This is a genomic window from Psychrobacter halotolerans, from assembly GCF_039680845.1.
GTDB lineage: Bacteria > Pseudomonadota > Gammaproteobacteria > Pseudomonadales > Moraxellaceae > Psychrobacter.
Window position 1 is genome coordinate 701,188 of sequence record NZ_JBDKWD010000001.1, and the last position, 17,188, is coordinate 718,375.

Sequence of the window (17,188 nt, forward strand, 5' to 3'; positions counted from 1 at the left end):
ACCACTAATCTTGGTTATTGAGAGTATTGAATAATGATAATAGAGAAACGGCCGCCTCTCTGCTTCTAGGATCTGTGCTGATCACTGGCGCTACCACGTTATGCTTCATCAACATAACTCTTATTTCTTGGCCAAGAGCAGCGACACTGTATTTATCAGCACCTTCGCAGTGCGTAATACCGATAATACAAGTTGTCTCATTTTTTTCTGGTGCAAAAAAGTGTAATAATTTATCTAAATTTTCATAGTCGGGCGTCTCGCCATGCTTAATCAAAATAAGCAAACCCCACAAAGACTTGTTAACGAACTCCCATAAAAAAGAGAATCGTTCTTGACCGGGCACGCCATATAGGCCGAGAGCCATATCATCAGAGAGGCTAATTCGCCCGTAATCAATCCCTACTGTCGTAAATTCTTTACCAATATCGACACTGGATTTTGCCTCCGTCTCGAACGGGCTGATTTCACTGAGCGTTTTGACCATCTGGGTCTTCCCAGCGCCCACCTCACCGATAATAGCTAGCTTTTGATAATTCAATTTTTCACCCCATTCCTAATAATTTTTTGATAGCGCCATAAAACTTATTAGGCTTCTTTTCACTGATGGTTTGTTCTTCTAGTACTGGTTCTAGCGCTTCTGGTTCCGTGACATTCAGTATGCCCAGTTGTTCAAAATCTTTAAGTATCTTTGTGACTTCCTCAACCGTACCAAATTCACCGCTGCGTACCAATAAATCAAATGGGTAAGGTTTCTTAGTCAATTTGATGCACAGCTCCATAATCATTTGAGGATTACTTTGATTGTTTAGATCTGGCCATGCTAGCAACTTTAAGTTTTTACCTTCAAAACGACTCTCAAGGACAGAGTCTGTTTCTGTGACATTAATAAAGGGTTTAATACGGCTTTTTTGTTGCTCATCAAAGCCATTTATAATAGCTCTGTTGTCTTCAATGAAAGTTTCAAAGAAGATACCTTGATCAACAAAATCAAATACGCTAACACCCCAATTTTGGAAACTACGTTTTGTTACGTCTTTATTTAAAAAAACCCAAATATCCTGATGTCTAGGATCAACCCCTATTTTTGCCATCAACCTATCTACTTCTGTAGAAGGACCCTCAAGCACTTGAAGGTACTGTCCTTGACGATAAGAGATAATACCAGTAATGTTTAACTCTGGATTGTGCTTACGAGATACGCTAATAATGTCTGATAACCCTGTAGGCATGCGCATACTAAGATCACTGACAGGCGTTCTACTGACATATGCAATACATTTCATTTTGCCACCACTTAATAAGACGTTAAAGGTCAGTTAAGTTGTTATAACTGTACAGAAAATAAGATTCGTTATGTACGATATATACATAACGAATATGACCTTATGACCAGTCTTATTTGATAAATCGTAAGCAATAAGAATGGCTATATAAATTACTCGTTGGCTAGCATTTTCTAGCCAAACTGGCTCTTTAGATTTCTAGTGTACTTTCTACTGATTTTACCTTACGGCGTGCTAGTGCAAGGTTAGCCTTTGACTTATCAAGTACCAAGTAGATGAATAAGTCTTCATGATTTGCAGTAGGACGAATGATGTGTAGCTGCGTCTCTAGCGTGATTAGCATGTCCTCAACTTCACCTTTGATATCAAGTGATTTCATGGTCGCAACTTTCGCTTTTACGACTTGTGAGTTACCTGCTGCTGCCAACTCTAGATCAACACCGCCACCGATCGTACCTAGTACCATACCTGACATATAGTCGACAATACAGCCGCCCATTGCGCCGTCAAGGGTCATCAATTCTTCTAAAGCTTCATTAATATTTGACATACTTTGTTCCTATTTGCTGGTTTGTTTGAATAACATAATTTTATGAAAAAAGGCATTCTGCGCTTACCGACTATACAAAGAATTTGGCGCACTAATTACTGTTCAATTTATTAGTTTACCTTAAGCCAGTAGCCAAATTCGTAAGCCGTTCATAATAGTGAAATAATATTAACTCAGTGTATTTTTTGGTACGTAAAATATAACCTACTCGTAAACTGAGTTTACCTTCTGTAGCCGTCATCATTATATTCGATATATCAGACTAGAGCACACTTGTACCTAACCGCTCGTGAGGAAATAACGACCACTGAGTAGGAAACTGACAAAAATATGTGAGAATAACAATTATTTAGCATTGCTAGAGAAGATTTTTACGTGATGGAGTCAATGAATTTGGCTCAAAAAATCATTCAAAAATTTGATTAATTTGCAGAAAGGTTGTTTTACAAAGCACTTATAAAAAGTTAAATAATAGCTTCCTAAATGAAGTTATCTTTAAGAATAGTGAGAGGGATTTGGGTTGTTTTTTTGGTTCATTTAAATTTGTTGATTAATTTAAAAGTATAGAGGTGACGTTAAATTCGAGTATTAAAGATAACGTAAGAATAAGCCCATAGTTAAAGGTTTTGTGACATCAATATATATCATTTGGCCAAAGCCAAATTTCGCGCACAAAAAAAAGCCTCACTTCTAATATAAGAAGTGAGGCTTTTTGCGCTTTTTCAAGCCATATTTGGAGCGGGAAAAGAGATTCGAACTCTCGACCCCAACCTTGGCAAGGTTATGCTCTACCACTGAGCTATTCCCGCTTAATATCAAATCGTCCCGTTGTTAACAACGACTACGTCTCGATAGGCTGGCTATTTTAGCAAATATTCTGCGGGTGTCAACACCTTTTTTAAAATTTATTGCCAAAATTGTCGTTCAATCTTTATACGTTTAAGCTAAATTAGCTTAAGTTATTGATTTAACAATATCTATAACACTCAATTCATTTTATCTTTATTTATAACCATCATGGAAATATTTATAGTCATGACAGAAATATGCTCGCTATCTCAATAAGACGTGCTAATAAAATTGAAACCAATAGAACATGATGACGGTATTTACCACTATTGTTTTGGACCAGTTATAGTAATACCGTTGTTAATAGTTAATAGAGCGATAATCAACTTCTCTTCAAAAACAACTCACTATTACCCTGCCTATCTATAATGCCTATTTCCGACTTGTTGCAAAATTACGATGTGCGGTTACGATTTCTGCCTTGGTTTTGACTTGTTAACATTATTATACTTATGCTTACTGACAGTTCAGGTAAAATTTTACTGTTTTGGTAGATCAATGCCTGTGAGTAGAATATTAATAAAAGACGGCCTCTTTATCTACTGTACCAATACCCATTTTGTTTAATTTTAATTTTATCATTTCTAGCGAGGATACTTATCATGAAAAAATTATTGACCACCACAGCGATGGCAGCCTCCTTATCGGCGTTAACGTTGACAGGTTGTTCGAGCACGACTGGCACGGGTGCCATTGGCGTTGATCGCCAGCAACTGCTCTTAGTTTCGAGCGAAGAAGTGTTGCAAATGTCTGCACAAAGCTATGCTAAAACAATACAGGACGCTAGAAACCAGCGCGTACTTGATACCAATACCGCTCAGCTCAATCGCCTAAAAAACATCTCTAATCGTCTGATTGGTCAAGTGGGTGTCTATCGCCCAGATGCCGCAAAATGGCAATGGGAAGTACACACGATTAAATCTAATGAGCTAAACGCCTTTGTACTTCCAGGCGGTAAGATTATGTTTTACACAGGCATTATCGATCGTTTGAATTTAACGGATGATGAGATTGCAGCGATTATGGGACACGAGATGTCGCATGCTTTACGTGAGCATTCACGTGAGCGTCTCTCGCGCGAGTACGCCACACAAACTGGTATAGGTGTTGCCGCTAGTATCTTTGGCTTATCGCAAGGTCAAGCGGATCTAGCAAACGTAGCTGGCGACCTAGGCTTGAGTCGTCCCCACAGTCGTACCCAAGAAGCTGAAGCGGATCAAATCGGTCTAGAGCTAATGGCACGTGCAGGCTACAATCCACAAGCGGCGGTTACCTTATGGCAGAAAATGCAGCGCGCCAGTCAAGGTGAGCCACCACAGTTCTTAAGCACTCACCCTGCCAGCAGCAATCGTATTGCCAACTTGCAATCATTGATGCCCAAAGTAATGCCGCTCTACCAAAAGGCGCGTCGTTAATCAGCATTGTCTTGACGCAAGTTTTATATTGAAATACGGCTCAGCGTTTGGACAAATATTGTAAATAAGAATAGCAGAGTGCAAATAATCAATTGTGCTCTGCTTTTTTTTATCGTGATTATCGTGTTGATATCGTCAGTCCTAAATAAAAAAGATACGCATATGCTCATGCGATACTGGCAATCATTTCCCTCGCTTGCTGTGCCGTTGCTGACAGAGGCGGCGCAAAATGGACGCCAGTATTACTGTATTTCTTTTATAGTGGATTGACTATAGCAGATCGTAGTTGCGCTGGTGGTTGAGATCGTTATTGACAATACACCCAAGCTAATAGCGCCCCGTCATATCAATCGCGTCTGTTATAATAAGCACACGATTTCGGTCATGAATTGACTACTATCATCTAGCCACACACATTGAAGGATTGTTATGAGTACCACGCCTACCGCCAATGCCCTTAATAAAGAACTACAAGCCCTGCAACCACAGCATCTAGAACTGATCAATGAATCTATGAATCATGCAGGTTATTTTGACGGCAAAGAGAGCCATTTTAAGCTAACCATTGTTAGTGATGCCTTTGAAGGCAAACGATTGGTTGCTCGTCATCAGCTAGTATATGAGTTGGTCAATGAGTTACTGACGTCACAAGGTGGACAAGTGCATGCGTTGGCCATTCATGCCTTTACCCCAACAGAATGGCAAGGTCAAAGCCCGGATAGTCCATTATGTGCTGGACAAAATAAATAACCAGTTGTCGCTATATCGCTTGGTCATTTTGACTGATACAGCAAGCATTCTATGCTATCAATACACTGGCAAATTGCAATTTTAGAGGAAACGATAGTCAATGAAACACTTACATATGCTCATGGCGGTACTCGTCATTGTATTGTTCTTATATCAAAGCTACTTGGTGTTGAGCACCAATCGACAAGCACCAAAAGCCATCAAAATAGCCAACCACATTATCTATGCGTTGATTATCGTGTCAGGCGCGGTGATGCTTATGCAGCTTATAAGTGCCAACGCCCCTGTGCAGTGGGTATTTGCCAAAATCATCTTGCTGATCGCGGCTATCAGCTCCAGTATAAAAGCCTTTAATCCTAATGCGACAGCAGGACAAAGAAAGACAGGCATTCTTATTGCGGCAATTGCTTATATCGGTATTGTGATTTTAGCCATTACCAAGCCTGCCAACTTGTTTTAACAAGCCGTCTCTTAAAGCAGCACAAATCGTCACAGTGATGGCATTGAAAGATAGGGCGTAACCGATATATTCTCGATATCTTAATCAGGTTATTTTTATCTTAATGGGTTATAAACACCATCGTTTTACTTAATGGAGGCGCTATGAAAACTCTTACTACAGGCACACTACTGGCAATAGCTGGCGTTTTCGGCCTTTCAGGCTGCGCCTCTACTGGTAATATCGCACCGCAATATGTACCGCCAAGCACGTATCAAAACTATGATTGTCAGGCGCTGAGCCAAGAATATGCGCGAGTCAATCGTTACGTAGCCGATGCAAACAATCAGCAATCAACCTTATCTACGTCGGGTGTCGGTGTTGGCGTGTCAGCAGGACGTTGGGGTATCTCACCCAACATCAGTTTTGGGGTTGGTAAAAGCAATGACACCAAAGCGCGTGATGCGAAACTCTCAAGACTGTATGGTGAGCGTGATGCCATCGTTCAATCTGCCCGTATTCAACGCTGTAGCTTTGCCAATGGCCTTAAAATTTATGGTGAATAGCGATTTATAATAAATAAGCGCTATAAATCCTGTGCCGTTGTATCACGTACCAAATAATTTTCATTATGATGTTTATAAAAAAGCCAATACGTTATTCATAGCGTATTGGCTTTTTTCATAGTGATTGTCTAAATTGTCCAAGCTGAAGCTTTTAAGCGTGAATATAGCGTTAAGCGTTTAAGCTGCGTATCCATTGAACAATTTGATCGGTGGGTAGCGCGCCTGACTGCCGAGCAACTTCTTTCCCATTTTTAAAAGCCACCATGGTGGGCAAGCTGCGAATATTGTAAGGCGCTGCTGCTTGCTCATATTGGTCCGTTTGTATTTTTGCAAAGACCACCTGCGGTAACTGAGTGGCGGCCGCTTTAAATTGCGGCGCCATCATCAGACAGGGTTGACACCAGCTCGCCCAAAAATCAACGACCGTCAGCACATCATTTTTTTGAATGACTTTATTGACCGTCTGCGCGTTAAGCTCATAGGGCATCGCAATTAATAAGTGCTGACCACATTTGCCGCAATTGGGTGCAGCGTTCAGCTTGGCCGTCGGAATTCGATTGGTCGCTTGGCAATGGGGACAGACTAGATGTGCGTTTTGTTCACTCATTAGAGCACTCCTCTACAAATATAATAAATAGGCATTCTAAATGTGCTATTCAAGGACATTAAGCGGGACTTTTAAATACCGGACGCCATTGTCCTCCGGCTGTGGCAAGTGACCAGCGTCGATATTGACTTGTACCGCTGGAATGATCAAACGCGGCATCGCTAACGTCGCATCGCGGCGCTCACGCATTTGCACAAACTCTGCTTCATTAATACCTGATTTGACATGAATGTTGCCCATTTTTTGGGCAGCCACCGTGGTTGTCGGACAGTGTTTACGACCCTGACTCGGATAGTCATGACACAGGTAGATCATCGTATCTTCTGGAAGCGCCAGCAGTTTTTGGATGGATTGATATAAGGTTTTGGCATCGCCACCTGGAAAATCACAGCGAGCCGTGCCAACGTCAGGCGCAAATAAGGTATCACCAACAAAGAGCGCTGATTTTTTGTCATCAACCGCCAGATACGCCATATCAGCTTGAGTGTGACCAGGTACGTACATGGCAGTGATGGTAATATCACCCAACATCAATATGTCGCCGTCATCTGTTAAAATATCGAACTGGCTTGCATCGGTGCGAAAACTCATATCAAAGTTAAAAATTTGCTTAAACGTTTTTTGTACGTCAGTGATATGCTGACCGATAACCAGTTGACCGCCCAGCGCTTCTTTTACATGTATAGCAGCGGACAAATGGTCGGCGTGCGCGTGGGTCTCTATGATATACGCCAGCGACCAGCCATGTTCGCGCACAAACGCAATGACTTCATCAACGCTAGTAGTGCTGGTATGACCTGATTTTGCATCAAAGTCCAATACTGGATCAATAATCGCACAGACTTGTTGTTGTACATCTGCGAGTACATGGCTATAGGTTTCTGTGTCGCTATGTAAGAAACTATGAACTTGCATGATGGCCTCTTTGCGTTTAGATAAAATGTTGGTTATTTAAGAGATGCTGACCTACCCTATGACCCTTTAAATCGCGCTTTTTGCTTTTTTATAGATATAAATCAATATAAGCATCGATAAACGGGCTATCAATTTATATAATGTAAAAGACAGTCAATGGCGACGAAGGTCAATATCTTGGATAGTTCACGTTGTTTTCTCTAAAAGCGTGCAACGCCACTATAACATCTAAGCGATGATGCCCTAAAGCGTGTTAAGTAACGATGTTAACTGAAGATACTCTAACGCTAGGATGATCTGACGCTAAGATACTTTTGTCTAGATGACGGCTTAGCTTTATTAGCCCTTCGATACCAAGACGGACAAAAAGCTGATCGGTTTTATGAGTAGTTGTAGTTAACCTTTTTTTATTGTGAAGACACCCTGTTATGCCCTCTATTACCACCCGTTTGATTCCCGCTTGGTTACGTCAATACCAGTTGTCATCCTTGCCAACGGATGTCATCGCAGGCTTGGTGGTTGGGGTACTGGTCATTCCGCAAAGCTTGGGTTATGCAGTACTGGCCGGGTTACCACCTGTCTACGGACTGTATGCCGCCATCGTACCTGTGATGGTTTATGCTTGGATCGGCTCAAGCAATGTCCAAGCGGTAGGCCCTGTCGCCATCACTGCCATTATGACGGCCAGCAGCTTGCATCCCTATGCCTCTCAAGGCGTTCAGCAGTACGCGCTCATGGCAAGTTTGCTGTCGCTGATGGTGGGTATGCTATTGTGGCTGGCAGGTCGGCTAAAACTTGGCTGGATCATGCAGTTCATTAGCCGCGGTGTGTCCGCAGGTTTTATCAGTGGTGCCGCCGTTTTGATTTTTGTCAGTCAGCTTAAATATCTGACCGCTATTCCTATCGCAGGAAATGGTTTGATCGGTTATTTATCGAGTATGCAAAGGTACGCCGGACAGCTACATCCGCTGACGTTACTAATTGGCGTGGTTGCGTTTGCGCTGTTAGTAGCCAATCGCTACGGCAGTCAATGGGTTTGGCAGACTTGGTTATCTCCATCGTATGCTAAATGGGCAGAGCGCTTATTTCCACTGATTTTACTTGTTGTCGCCATTATCCTTAGCGTGATTTTACATTGGACTATGAATGGTGTGGCGACGATTGGCGGTATTCCGCAGGGACTACCGACTTTTACCCTGCCCTATGTGCCAGATTTTGGTGAAGCGCTAGACTTGCTGCCGAGTGCTGGACTGATGGCGCTGATTATCTTTGTATCTAGTAGTTCGGTTGCCAACAACTATGCGCGCTTACGCGGTGAGACATTTGATGCCAACCGTGAGCTGACGGGATTGGGGCTGGCCAATATGGCGGGTGGTTTCTTTCAAAGCTTTACCATCGCTGGTGGATTTTCACGAACGGCGATTAATTCAGATTCAGGTGCCAAAACGCCCGTGGCAAGTCTGGTCACGGTACTGGTCATGATCGCCGCTTTAATCGCCTTTGGTAATGCCCTAGCACCACTGCCCTATGCCTTGCTGGGTGCTACCATCATGGCCTCTATTATCAGTCTCATCGATATCACAACCTTGCGCGCCGCTTGGCAACGTGACCGCTTAGATGCAGCCAGCTTTGTGTCAGCATTCGTGGGTGTGTTGATATTTGGGCTGAATACAGGGTTGGTCATCGGTCTTATGGTGTCATTCGCCAGCTTGATTTGGCAGTCGAGCAAACCGCACGTCGCTATCGTTGGTCAACTGGCAGGTACTGGCCATTTTCGCAATATCAACCGTCATGACGTGGTGACCTTTAGCAATCTATTGATGCTGCGCGTCGATGAAAGTATCTTTTTTGGCAATAGTGAATCTGTTCATCACCGCGTGGTGCAAGCTACTCAGCAATATCCAAAAGCGCGTGAGGTTGTCCTCATTATGTCAGCAGTTAATCACATTGATCTCACCGGACAAGAGATGCTGATTAGCCTCAACCAAGAGCTTTTGAGCCAAGACAAGTATTTAAACTTTAGCTTTATCAAAGGCCCGGTCATGGACATTATTGAAAATACCCCCATCATCACTGAGCTTTCAGGGCATGTGTATTTGAGCACCATGGATGCCGTAAATGCGTTAAAAGAGACCTAACACTTGTAACTTGAATAACGATAGGCGGTTAAATCAATAATAATTATTGTTGTCTGTGACAAAATACAGATACGTTGAAAGCTGTGTTATGCTAAATTACTATAAGCTTTAAACATAATAGACTTAAAAAAATAGCACTTGATAACTTTTTAAGATAAATCGTTTTAAAAACAAGCGATTCTAAAAATTACCATCAGCTATCTAATTCTATATCCAAACGCCTTTTAATATACGCAACTGACTTTACTTATGACCGATAATCTAACCATATACAAGCAAATTTATCCAAGCCAATGTGTCAAGATTGCTGAGCTTGGCTATCGTTCTGTACTCAATATCCGTCCTGATGCTGAGACAGAAACCCAGCCTAATAGCGGTGACTTTACTCACGCTACTAAAGAAGCCAATTTGACCTACCATCATCTGCCTTTTGACGATGAGCGTTTAAGCATGGCAACTGTCGAGCAATTCGCCGACTTTTATCGTACGATGCCCAAACCCATCTTAATGTTTTGCGGCACAGGCGCACGCGCCAAGCTGCTTTATCAAAGTGCGTTGATGCAAGGACTGATCTAAAGACAGCGACCATACTCAGTTAAAAATATGCACGTGACAATGTTTATGTGAAAATACTTATGCGACAATGCTTGTGTGAAAATGTTTATGTGACATTACTTACGTTCTTTGTCTTTAGAAAACGGTGTATTTAAATTACGCTTAAACAGTGTGCTGTTGCACCCACTTATCTCTTTTTCATATAAAAAATGCTTAGCATAGAACATAACAAGGATCGCTTATGAGTCATCAAGTCAGTTTTACCGGACAAATCACCCCAGACCAAGTACCGATGATTGCCGAAAACGGTTTTAAAACCATTATCAATAATCGTCCAGATGGTGAAGAACCAAATCAACCGACCAGCGCTGATATCGAAGCGGCTGCTAAAGAAGCAGGCCTTGCTTATAAAGAAGTGTCTTTTGCTGGTAATGAGCTGAATCAAACCCACGTCGAAGAATTTGCTGATTTCTTTAATCAAGCTGAGCAGCCCATGTTAATCTTTTGCCGTACGGGCAATCGCTCAAATGGTATTTATGAAGCCGCCAAGCAAATGGATTTGTTAGACGACTAAGACGAATCTAAAAAATGTCTTACCGCCTAAAAAACAAAAACGCCCGTCCAGATTTTGGATGGGCGTTTTTCGTTATAAACAAGTCGATAACGATCTTAGATATTTTTATGTTACATAGCGCTAGTAGACCGCTAAATGAATTTCTATGTTTAATCTCAGATCAATAACCCATATTTTTCAAAGGGTAATTTTCCGGCCTAGTATAGCCTTTATCCTTTTGATAGTTGATACGATAAACAGCATTATTATAAACCTTACCTCTTACTCGCCCATCAATAATCATTGTTAGTGGGTAAAACCCATTAATTGTCTTACTGGTATCAATAGCAAAAACCGTTTTAACAATATCGCACTCGGAAAGATCGTCTTCGCATTTTCCAGCGTCTTCGTTGTTATATTGAGTGCCTATCCAACTCTCTCTAATATCGCGTCCATCTGGTGTCAGTATGACAAGACTATCACTATAGTAACCTTGAAGTGCGTTGCTGTGTTGATTCAAAAAGCCCCAAGCGTTAGGAGAGAGTTTCTGTAAGCGCCAGTCAGAAAGCCCCCGACCAAAACTGCCAACACTTATAGTAGGTTTTGCTGACTCAACTTGCCAGCCACTACCTTTTGGTTTTAATACAAACATGCCAGCTAAACCGTTATCAAATCGAATATCGTCATACTCTAGCCCTTTACCATTATCATCAAATCTTATATCGCCCGTTACCAGTACATATAACCGCTTACCTTTATCAGTTTCTACCACTTTCTGCCTATCAATATCGATACAATAACCTGTCATGTCTGGCTCATTTGTTAAGCCATTTACTGAACCTGACGGTGCAATCACACCATGACACTGTAACGCTTCATTATAAAGTGGGTAATAAGGCTTTAAGACATCCATCACGCTATCAGCCGCAACCGTATGAGTGGCAAAGCCTAATGATCCAAAACTAAAAAGTAATCTTAAACTGATTGTTGATCTACGTAATTTAGCGTACGCCATACATACCTCAATTGAATAACATCACTGTACTGGATAGTCTTTAGGCACTTGATAGCCTTTTTCTGGTTTATAGTTTATTTTGTAGACCTGATTGTTATAGGTCTTTTTTTTCGTTCCGTCATGGTTATATTCATAGCCATTAACCGTTATTTCCAATGGGTAAAAACCATTAACTACTGTCGTCTTATCAATACCGAGTTTGGCTTTAATCCATGCACAGTAATCTATATTCTTATCTTTGCTACAGCCCGATAGTGCGAATGGATTGTTTTCCATGGTTACTTTGGCTGTAATATGACTGTCTATCACTTTTTTTGACTTGGGATCTGGCGCTAATAATACATACTCAGAAAACGACTGAATGTAATGGGAGTCACTATGAATATTAATAAACCCCCACAGATCAGGGCCGACTTGTATCAGCTTCCATTCCTTTAATCCGTTACCAAAGCTGCCTGCATTCATTGTAGGATTGGCATACTCAACTTCCCAGCCATCATCTTGTGGCTTCAAGACTAACATACCGACCAGTCCAGTGTCAGCATGAGAGCCAGAATCATTTCCGCCTTCTTTATCAAATGATACATTTCCAATAACTAATAGATATAAACGTTTGCCTTGCTTCGTTTGTACTTGTAATTGTCTATCCACTTCAATGCAGTATCCACTTTTTAGGTAGACACCTTCATCGATTGTAGAGCCTTTATTAGCAACAATGCCTCGGCACTGTTTAATCTCATTATAGATGGGATAGTATTTATCTAGAATTTCATCGACAGTCGCAGCATAAACGTTGTTGACACTTAATATTAGCAGTATAAAGACTAGGTATTTGGTTAAGTTTTTCAGCTTACTATTGAAGTAATTATCTGTAATTTTCATTTTTTCAATTATCTTATATAATTTTATTAGCAAACATAAGTAAATTTTTATAAATTAACAAGCTGTAAATTTTTTTTCCTAGAAAAATTACTTTCCTCCTAAAATGAATACCATATTTCTCGTAGCCTCCAAACAAGTTTGACGGCATACTACAACGCTACTCTCGCAAAAATATAGGATACGACGATGCAAACCCCTCTCTTGATTATTGGTAATAAAAACTACTCTTCTTGGTCGTTGCGGGCTTGGTTACTCTTAAAAGCCTTTGAGATTGAATTTGACGAGCAGCCCATCCAGCTGTTTGATGCATCGGCACTGCCAATACTTAAAGAGCATACGCCAATAGGTAAAGTCCCTGTCCTCGTGTGCGGTGAAGGCGAGCACAAAGTCACCGTTTGGGATACGTTAGCAATTGCTATATATGCCAATGGTTTTTTGACAGACAAAGACATTTGGACAGGTAATCTCAAATCAGAGGCAAATAAGGACGACAATCGTCATAGAATAGACAGTGCCTATTGTCAAAGTATCGTGGCAGAGATGCATTCAGGAATGACAGGTATTCGTAATGAGATGCCAATGAACATTCGAGCGGCGGCCAAAATAGAGCCAAGTAACGCTTGCTTAGCGGATATTGCTCGTATTGAAGCCATCTTTGCTGATTGTTTAAAACAACGTTCAGCGGACAGCTATTTGTTTGGCGCGTTCACAGCTGCTGATGCTTTCTTCGCCCCTGTGGTACTGCGACTACAAACTTACGCCAATGCCTCTGGTTTGACATTACAACCAACGACGCAGCAGTACTGCCAAACGATGATAAATAATCCGCACATGAAGGTTTGGATTGAATCGGCGTTAAAAGAGACGCGAATTATTACAGAAGATGAAGCTGGTGAGATTGTATCTGTGACAGGTGTGTTGGCTGATTAAACAGTAGCCTAAAATCCTTTTTTTAATAGCGAACAATAAAAAAGCCACCTCAAACGAGGTGGCTTCTTAGTCTAAATCAAAGCTAAAAACAAATAACTTACTGCATAACCAAGTATTCAAACGCTGATAATGCGGCTTTTGAACCCTCGCCCATCGCAATATTAATTTGCTTAAATGGAACCGTGGTCACGTCACCACAAGCAAAGATACCTCTGCGATCTGTACGGCAGCGCTCATCAATCTCAATCTCACCGAAACGGTTTAGATCGACAAACCCTTTGATAAATCCAGTATTGGGCACTAGACCGATCTGGACAAATACCCCTGCCAGCTCAAGCTCTTTGGTCTCACTGGTGTTGCGGTCTTCATAGACAATAGAGCTGACTTTATTGTCCGTGGCTTTGATCTCTTGCGTTGCTGCACTGGTAATGATATCAATGTTGGCCTTTTCTTTGGCTTTATTGATCAACACCTGATCTGCTTTTAGGTCTTCTGCGAACTCAAACACGGTGACATGTTTGACAATACCCGCCAGATCAAGCGCCGCTTCGATACCTGAGTTACCGCCGCCCACGACAGCAACTTCTTTGCCTTTGAAGAATGGACCATCACAGTGCGCACAGTAAGCCACGCCTTGACCGATGTTTTCTTCTTCGCCCGGCACACCAAGCTTACGCCACTGTGCCCCGGTCGCTAGAATAATACTGCGCGTTTCAAACGTCTCACCCGTATTTAGATGAATGCGATAGTTTTCATCTTTGGTTTCACCAATCTCTTTCACGCTGACGTGTTCTTTAAAAGTGATGTTGTATTCGCGCAAGTGTTTTTCAAAGTTGTTAGACAACTCGCTACCTGTGGTTAGCGTCACAGAGATTAAGTTCTCAATGTCTTGCGTGTCTTTTACTTGTCCACCAATACGATCAGCAACCATGGTCACTTTTAGACCTTTACGAGCCGTATAGATAGCGGCTGCCACACCTGCTGGGCCTGCACCAATGATGGTCACATCTTGTTGCTCTAATTGCTCAGCGTCGTCTTCACTGGCTTCGCTTAACAAGTCAGGATATTGATCTTGTAACTTTTCAATCAATTTTGCGGTGTCAATTTTACCATTAGCGAACGGCTTACCGTTTAGGAATACGGCTGGCACGCCTTGAATGTTATTGGCGTCCACTTGTTCTTGGAACAACGCGCCATCGATCATCTCGTTACTGATATCGTCGTTAAGTAGCGCAAATTGATTTAGGGCTTGCACAACTTCTGGACAGCTATGGCAAGACAATGACACATACGTCTGAAACTGTAGCGGCTTATTAAAGCGTTTGATGAGCTTTTGAACCCCTTCATCCAGCTTTAGTGTATGACCACCCGCTTGCAGTATTGCCAAGATCAATGACGTAAACTCGTGACCGCCTGGAATACCACTAAAGACAATGCCGGTATCCGTCAGCGTGCCATCGATATGACTACGAACGGCAAAACTAATTGGGCTTGGTAAGCTGTCATCGGTTGCTGCACTATCAAAATTGATTTTGTCGGTTGTACCGGCGATTTTAGTCAAAAAGTCGATCAATTCAGCGCGCTTGCTGTGCTCACCGCTACCCAATACAAAAGTAATGGGACGAGTCATATTTTCGCTATAGCTCTTTACCGCGTCTAATAAACCTTGATCTATCATGTTTGTTCCTCTTCATTACTGGATATGTAACGGCAACTGTCATGTTGCACGCCTAAATGCGAATTCTTTCTTATTAATGGTTTTGTTTAAAACTCTGTAGGCAACTACATAATGCCCTTGAATGTCACTATTATCATAGGTTGGAAGCCTTTGAGCAAGCTGAGAAACTCAAATCTTACGTTTTATAAAACCAATCATAAATAGGTATAATTAATTAAATATAAACTTACTAACTGATTATTGCCATAGTATCTAGCTAATTTTTTCGCTACAATCGAGTGAGACCGCTGGGAAAATCCCCTTGTCAGTCGGGTGGCAGATGGGCTTTTATAAGCGTTTTTTCTGCTGCCATAAAGCGGTATCTTATTGAACCAAGTCGTCTTTTGGTTCAGTAAACGGTAAGTCTTACAATCATAAAAATCTTAATGACTATGCGCGATCCGTTATCGCAGATCCCTGCCTCATAACGCTGCGCCTCATAACAAGGATGACCAGATGAGAAAGACAGAAACCTTTCAAGACAATAAAGAGATCATTGCTGAGCTTAGACAAACAGACAGCCATTTTGCGAGCATTTTTGATGAGCATACTCAGCTTGATCAGCAAATCAATCAGCTCGAAAAAGATGTGATACAACATGCCAGCCGTGAGGAAGAAATAGAACAAATGAAATGGCGCAAGTTGCATCTTAAAGATGAGATCTATAGAGCCATTGAAAAAAATAAATCTCACGCCTTAAACCAGTAACTTCTCCTCCTTTTATATATATGGCATTAAATAAAAAGCCGCTTATGTGTGTCGTTAAATCATTAACTGACACATAAGCGGCTGTTTTCATCTTTCATTAATTTCGGTCAATCAATAACTGTCTATGTAGCTATCGACTACTTAGCCCCCGATAATCTCGCCACCATTCACATGAATAACCTGCCCTGTGACATAGCTTGCGTCATCACTTGCTAGGTATAAATAGGCAGGCGCAACCTCATACGGCTGACCGGGACGTCCCATCGGATTGTCTTTCCCAAAGCTCTCGATTTCATCAGGCGTGAATGAGGCCACAATGAGGGGTGTCCAGATTGGCCCCGGTGCCACGCCGTTGACGCGAATGCCTTTTTTCTCAGTGGTCAAATTGGTTGCTAATGCACGAGTAAAGGATAAAATTGCGCCTTTAGTCGATGCATAATCCATTAAATAAGCGACGCCGCGGTAAGCAGTAATCGATGTGGTATTAATAATGCTACTTCCTGCTTTCATGTGCGGCAGGGCAAATTTACTTAACCAAAAATGCGGGTAAAAATTGGTGTGAACGGTTTTGTCGAACTGCTCGGTACTAATGTCCGTCAGTGACTTTTGCTCAATCTGCAACGCTGCATTATTGACCAAGATATCAATTTTACCAAATTCAGAGATGGCTTTATCGATGAGGTCTTTGCAATTGGCTTCTTTTGATAGGTCTGAGGCCACTAAAACACAGCGTCGATCATAAGACTCGACATGCTGCTTGGTCTTATTGGCATCTTCGTCTTCACATAGATAGCTGACCACGACGTCCGCGCCTTCTTTGGCAAATAAGATAGCAACCGCTTGCCCGATACCACTGTCAGCACCAGTGATAACGGCTACTTTTCCAGCCAGCTTACCGTTTGGGTAGTCACGCGGTAAGGTTTCAGGGGTTGGCATTTGCGCTTGCTGGGTTCCAGGCAGTGACTGCTGCTGATCTTTTGGACGATCGTTCTGAGATGACGTATTATTACTCATAATAACTCCTTTTTATTAACATGATTGTATTATCGATATTTACATAAAGGCCTCGTTGAAAAAAATATGCGTTGTTTTATTTCTCATATCCTTTATGCGCTTTTGATTGTTTCGTTTTCAAACAACCAAGGCGTTCTTATCAACCTTTGTTAATAGCATAGCGGTACGATAAAAAAACTCGAATAGTCTTGCGTGACAGATTGTGACAGTGATGTAATTAATACAACCAGATAAAACGAACAGTAAATAATGTTAATAACTAACGTCATTTATGTAATGTGAGTAAGTTTGTATACAAAAAA

General features: G+C 41.7%; 18 protein-coding genes and 1 tRNA gene. 9 read left to right on the forward strand and 10 right to left on the reverse strand.

The window, feature by feature from the left end:
- Positions 1 to 4: 4 nt before the first annotated feature.
- The 4 genes from AAJP47_RS03025 to AAJP47_RS03040 form a co-directional block, all read right to left on the reverse strand.
- The gene (locus AAJP47_RS03025; protein ID WP_346716417.1) at positions 5 to 538 is read right to left on the reverse strand and encodes a GTP-binding protein; all 534 of its coding nucleotides are present in this window, start codon (positions 536 to 538) and stop codon (positions 5 to 7) included.
- Positions 539 to 542: 4 nt separating this feature from the next.
- Positions 543 to 1,283, reverse strand: coding sequence for a BLUF domain-containing protein (locus tag AAJP47_RS03030; RefSeq protein WP_346716418.1), 741 nt, complete (start codon positions 1,281 to 1,283; stop codon positions 543 to 545).
- 190 nt (positions 1,284 to 1,473) lie between these two features.
- On the reverse strand, positions 1,474 to 1,833 hold the full coding sequence (locus AAJP47_RS03035) for a hypothetical protein (RefSeq protein WP_346716419.1): 360 nt from the start codon (positions 1,831 to 1,833) through the stop codon (positions 1,474 to 1,476).
- Between the two features lie 734 nt (positions 1,834 to 2,567).
- Positions 2,568 to 2,642 (reverse strand) — tRNA-Gly (locus tag AAJP47_RS03040).
- 642 nt (positions 2,643 to 3,284) lie between these two features.
- On the opposite strand from AAJP47_RS03040, the gene AAJP47_RS03045 reads away from it, so the two are divergent.
- From AAJP47_RS03045 to AAJP47_RS03060, 4 genes are all read left to right on the forward strand, one after another.
- Positions 3,285 to 4,097, forward strand: coding sequence for a M48 family metallopeptidase (locus AAJP47_RS03045; protein WP_346716420.1), 813 nt, complete (start codon positions 3,285 to 3,287; stop codon positions 4,095 to 4,097).
- A gap of 429 nt (positions 4,098 to 4,526) precedes the next feature.
- Complete coding sequence (locus tag AAJP47_RS03050; protein ID WP_346716421.1) at positions 4,527 to 4,847, forward strand: BolA family protein; 321 nt, start codon at positions 4,527 to 4,529, stop codon at positions 4,845 to 4,847.
- A 100-nt stretch (positions 4,848 to 4,947) separates the two neighbouring features.
- Positions 4,948 to 5,307, forward strand: coding sequence for a SirB2 family protein (locus AAJP47_RS03055; RefSeq protein WP_346716422.1), 360 nt, complete (start codon positions 4,948 to 4,950; stop codon positions 5,305 to 5,307).
- 143 nt (positions 5,308 to 5,450) lie between these two features.
- Positions 5,451 to 5,852 carry a hypothetical protein gene (locus AAJP47_RS03060; RefSeq protein ID WP_346716423.1) on the forward strand — a complete coding sequence of 134 codons (402 nt, stop codon included), beginning with the start codon at positions 5,451 to 5,453 and terminating at the stop codon, positions 5,850 to 5,852.
- A 169-nt stretch (positions 5,853 to 6,021) separates the two neighbouring features.
- Here AAJP47_RS03060 and trxC read toward each other — a convergent pair whose 3' ends face one another.
- Together trxC and AAJP47_RS03070 are read right to left on the reverse strand one after the other, a co-directional pair.
- Positions 6,022 to 6,459: a thioredoxin TrxC gene (trxC, locus tag AAJP47_RS03065; protein ID WP_346716424.1), complete on the reverse strand. Its 438-nt coding sequence runs from the start codon at positions 6,457 to 6,459 to the stop codon at positions 6,022 to 6,024.
- Between the two features lie 45 nt (positions 6,460 to 6,504).
- Positions 6,505 to 7,374 carry an MBL fold metallo-hydrolase gene (locus tag AAJP47_RS03070; RefSeq protein ID WP_346716425.1) on the reverse strand — a complete coding sequence of 290 codons (870 nt, stop codon included), beginning with the start codon at positions 7,372 to 7,374 and terminating at the stop codon, positions 6,505 to 6,507.
- Positions 7,375 to 7,802: 428 nt separating this feature from the next.
- Between AAJP47_RS03070 and AAJP47_RS03075 the strand changes: the two genes are divergently transcribed.
- The 3 genes from AAJP47_RS03075 (at position 7,803) to AAJP47_RS03085 (ending at position 10,641) form a co-directional block, all read left to right on the forward strand.
- Positions 7,803 to 9,512 carry a SulP family inorganic anion transporter gene (locus AAJP47_RS03075; protein ID WP_346716426.1) on the forward strand — a complete coding sequence of 570 codons (1,710 nt, stop codon included), beginning with the start codon at positions 7,803 to 7,805 and terminating at the stop codon, positions 9,510 to 9,512.
- Positions 9,513 to 9,761: 249 nt separating this feature from the next.
- Positions 9,762 to 10,088, forward strand: a complete 327-nt coding sequence (locus AAJP47_RS03080; protein ID WP_346716427.1) for a protein tyrosine phosphatase family protein — start codon at positions 9,762 to 9,764, stop codon at positions 10,086 to 10,088.
- Positions 10,089 to 10,308: 220 nt separating this feature from the next.
- Positions 10,309 to 10,641, forward strand: coding sequence for a protein tyrosine phosphatase family protein (locus AAJP47_RS03085; RefSeq protein WP_346716428.1), 333 nt, complete (start codon positions 10,309 to 10,311; stop codon positions 10,639 to 10,641).
- 160 nt (positions 10,642 to 10,801) lie between these two features.
- Here the strand turns inward: AAJP47_RS03085 and AAJP47_RS03090 are convergent, their stop codons facing one another.
- Both AAJP47_RS03090 and AAJP47_RS03095 read right to left on the reverse strand, forming a co-directional pair.
- Positions 10,802 to 11,635: a hypothetical protein gene (locus AAJP47_RS03090; RefSeq protein WP_346716429.1), complete on the reverse strand. Its 834-nt coding sequence runs from the start codon at positions 11,633 to 11,635 to the stop codon at positions 10,802 to 10,804.
- Between the two features lie 21 nt (positions 11,636 to 11,656).
- Positions 11,657 to 12,517 (reverse strand): hypothetical protein, encoded by an 861-nt coding sequence (locus AAJP47_RS03095; protein WP_346716430.1) that lies wholly within the window; start codon positions 12,515 to 12,517, stop codon positions 11,657 to 11,659.
- A 186-nt stretch (positions 12,518 to 12,703) separates the two neighbouring features.
- Here AAJP47_RS03095 and AAJP47_RS03100 point away from each other — a divergent pair, with 186 nt between their 5' ends.
- Positions 12,704 to 13,447: a glutathione S-transferase gene (locus tag AAJP47_RS03100; protein ID WP_346716431.1), complete on the forward strand. Its 744-nt coding sequence runs from the start codon at positions 12,704 to 12,706 to the stop codon at positions 13,445 to 13,447.
- Positions 13,448 to 13,544: 97 nt separating this feature from the next.
- Here the strand turns inward: AAJP47_RS03100 and ahpF are convergent, their stop codons facing one another.
- Positions 13,545 to 15,125 (reverse strand): alkyl hydroperoxide reductase subunit F, encoded by a 1,581-nt coding sequence (ahpF, locus tag AAJP47_RS03105; protein ID WP_346716432.1) that lies wholly within the window; start codon positions 15,123 to 15,125, stop codon positions 13,545 to 13,547.
- A 495-nt stretch (positions 15,126 to 15,620) separates the two neighbouring features.
- On the opposite strand from ahpF, the gene AAJP47_RS03110 reads away from it, so the two are divergent.
- Positions 15,621 to 15,872: an HP1242/YdcH family protein gene (locus AAJP47_RS03110; RefSeq protein WP_346716433.1), complete on the forward strand. Its 252-nt coding sequence runs from the start codon at positions 15,621 to 15,623 to the stop codon at positions 15,870 to 15,872.
- Positions 15,873 to 16,013: 141 nt separating this feature from the next.
- On the opposite strand, the gene AAJP47_RS03115 is transcribed toward AAJP47_RS03110, so the two are convergent.
- Complete coding sequence (locus AAJP47_RS03115) at positions 16,014 to 16,886, reverse strand: SDR family oxidoreductase (RefSeq protein WP_346716434.1); 873 nt, start codon at positions 16,884 to 16,886, stop codon at positions 16,014 to 16,016.
- Positions 16,887 to 17,188 lie beyond the last annotated feature (302 nt).

Coding starts and splice junctions, on each gene's coding strand:
- AAJP47_RS03100 (WP_346716431.1), top strand. CDS start 12,704: ATGCAAACCCCTCTCTTGATTATTGGTAATAAAAACTACTCTTCTTGG.
- AAJP47_RS03075 (WP_346716426.1), top strand. CDS start 7,803: ATGCCCTCTATTACCACCCGTTTGATTCCCGCTTGGTTACGTCAATAC.
- AAJP47_RS03050 (WP_346716421.1), top strand. CDS start 4,527: ATGAGTACCACGCCTACCGCCAATGCCCTTAATAAAGAACTACAAGCC.
- AAJP47_RS03035 (WP_346716419.1), bottom strand. CDS start 1,833: ATGTCAAATATTAATGAAGCTTTAGAAGAATTGATGACCCTTGACGGC.
- AAJP47_RS03060 (WP_346716423.1), top strand. CDS start 5,451: ATGAAAACTCTTACTACAGGCACACTACTGGCAATAGCTGGCGTTTTC.
- AAJP47_RS03055 (WP_346716422.1), top strand. CDS start 4,948: ATGAAACACTTACATATGCTCATGGCGGTACTCGTCATTGTATTGTTC.
- AAJP47_RS03115 (WP_346716434.1), bottom strand. CDS start 16,886: ATGAGTAATAATACGTCATCTCAGAACGATCGTCCAAAAGATCAGCAG.
- AAJP47_RS03110 (WP_346716433.1), top strand. CDS start 15,621: ATGAGAAAGACAGAAACCTTTCAAGACAATAAAGAGATCATTGCTGAG.
- ahpF (WP_346716432.1), bottom strand. CDS start 15,125: ATGATAGATCAAGGTTTATTAGACGCGGTAAAGAGCTATAGCGAAAAT.
- AAJP47_RS03080 (WP_346716427.1), top strand. CDS start 9,762: ATGACCGATAATCTAACCATATACAAGCAAATTTATCCAAGCCAATGT.
- AAJP47_RS03085 (WP_346716428.1), top strand. CDS start 10,309: ATGAGTCATCAAGTCAGTTTTACCGGACAAATCACCCCAGACCAAGTA.
- AAJP47_RS03070 (WP_346716425.1), bottom strand. CDS start 7,374: ATGCAAGTTCATAGTTTCTTACATAGCGACACAGAAACCTATAGCCAT.
- AAJP47_RS03030 (WP_346716418.1), bottom strand. CDS start 1,283: ATGAAATGTATTGCATATGTCAGTAGAACGCCTGTCAGTGATCTTAGT.
- AAJP47_RS03045 (WP_346716420.1), top strand. CDS start 3,285: ATGAAAAAATTATTGACCACCACAGCGATGGCAGCCTCCTTATCGGCG.
- AAJP47_RS03090 (WP_346716429.1), bottom strand. CDS start 11,635: ATGGCGTACGCTAAATTACGTAGATCAACAATCAGTTTAAGATTACTT.
- AAJP47_RS03095 (WP_346716430.1), bottom strand. CDS start 12,517: ATGAAAATTACAGATAATTACTTCAATAGTAAGCTGAAAAACTTAACC.
- trxC (WP_346716424.1), bottom strand. CDS start 6,459: ATGAGTGAACAAAACGCACATCTAGTCTGTCCCCATTGCCAAGCGACC.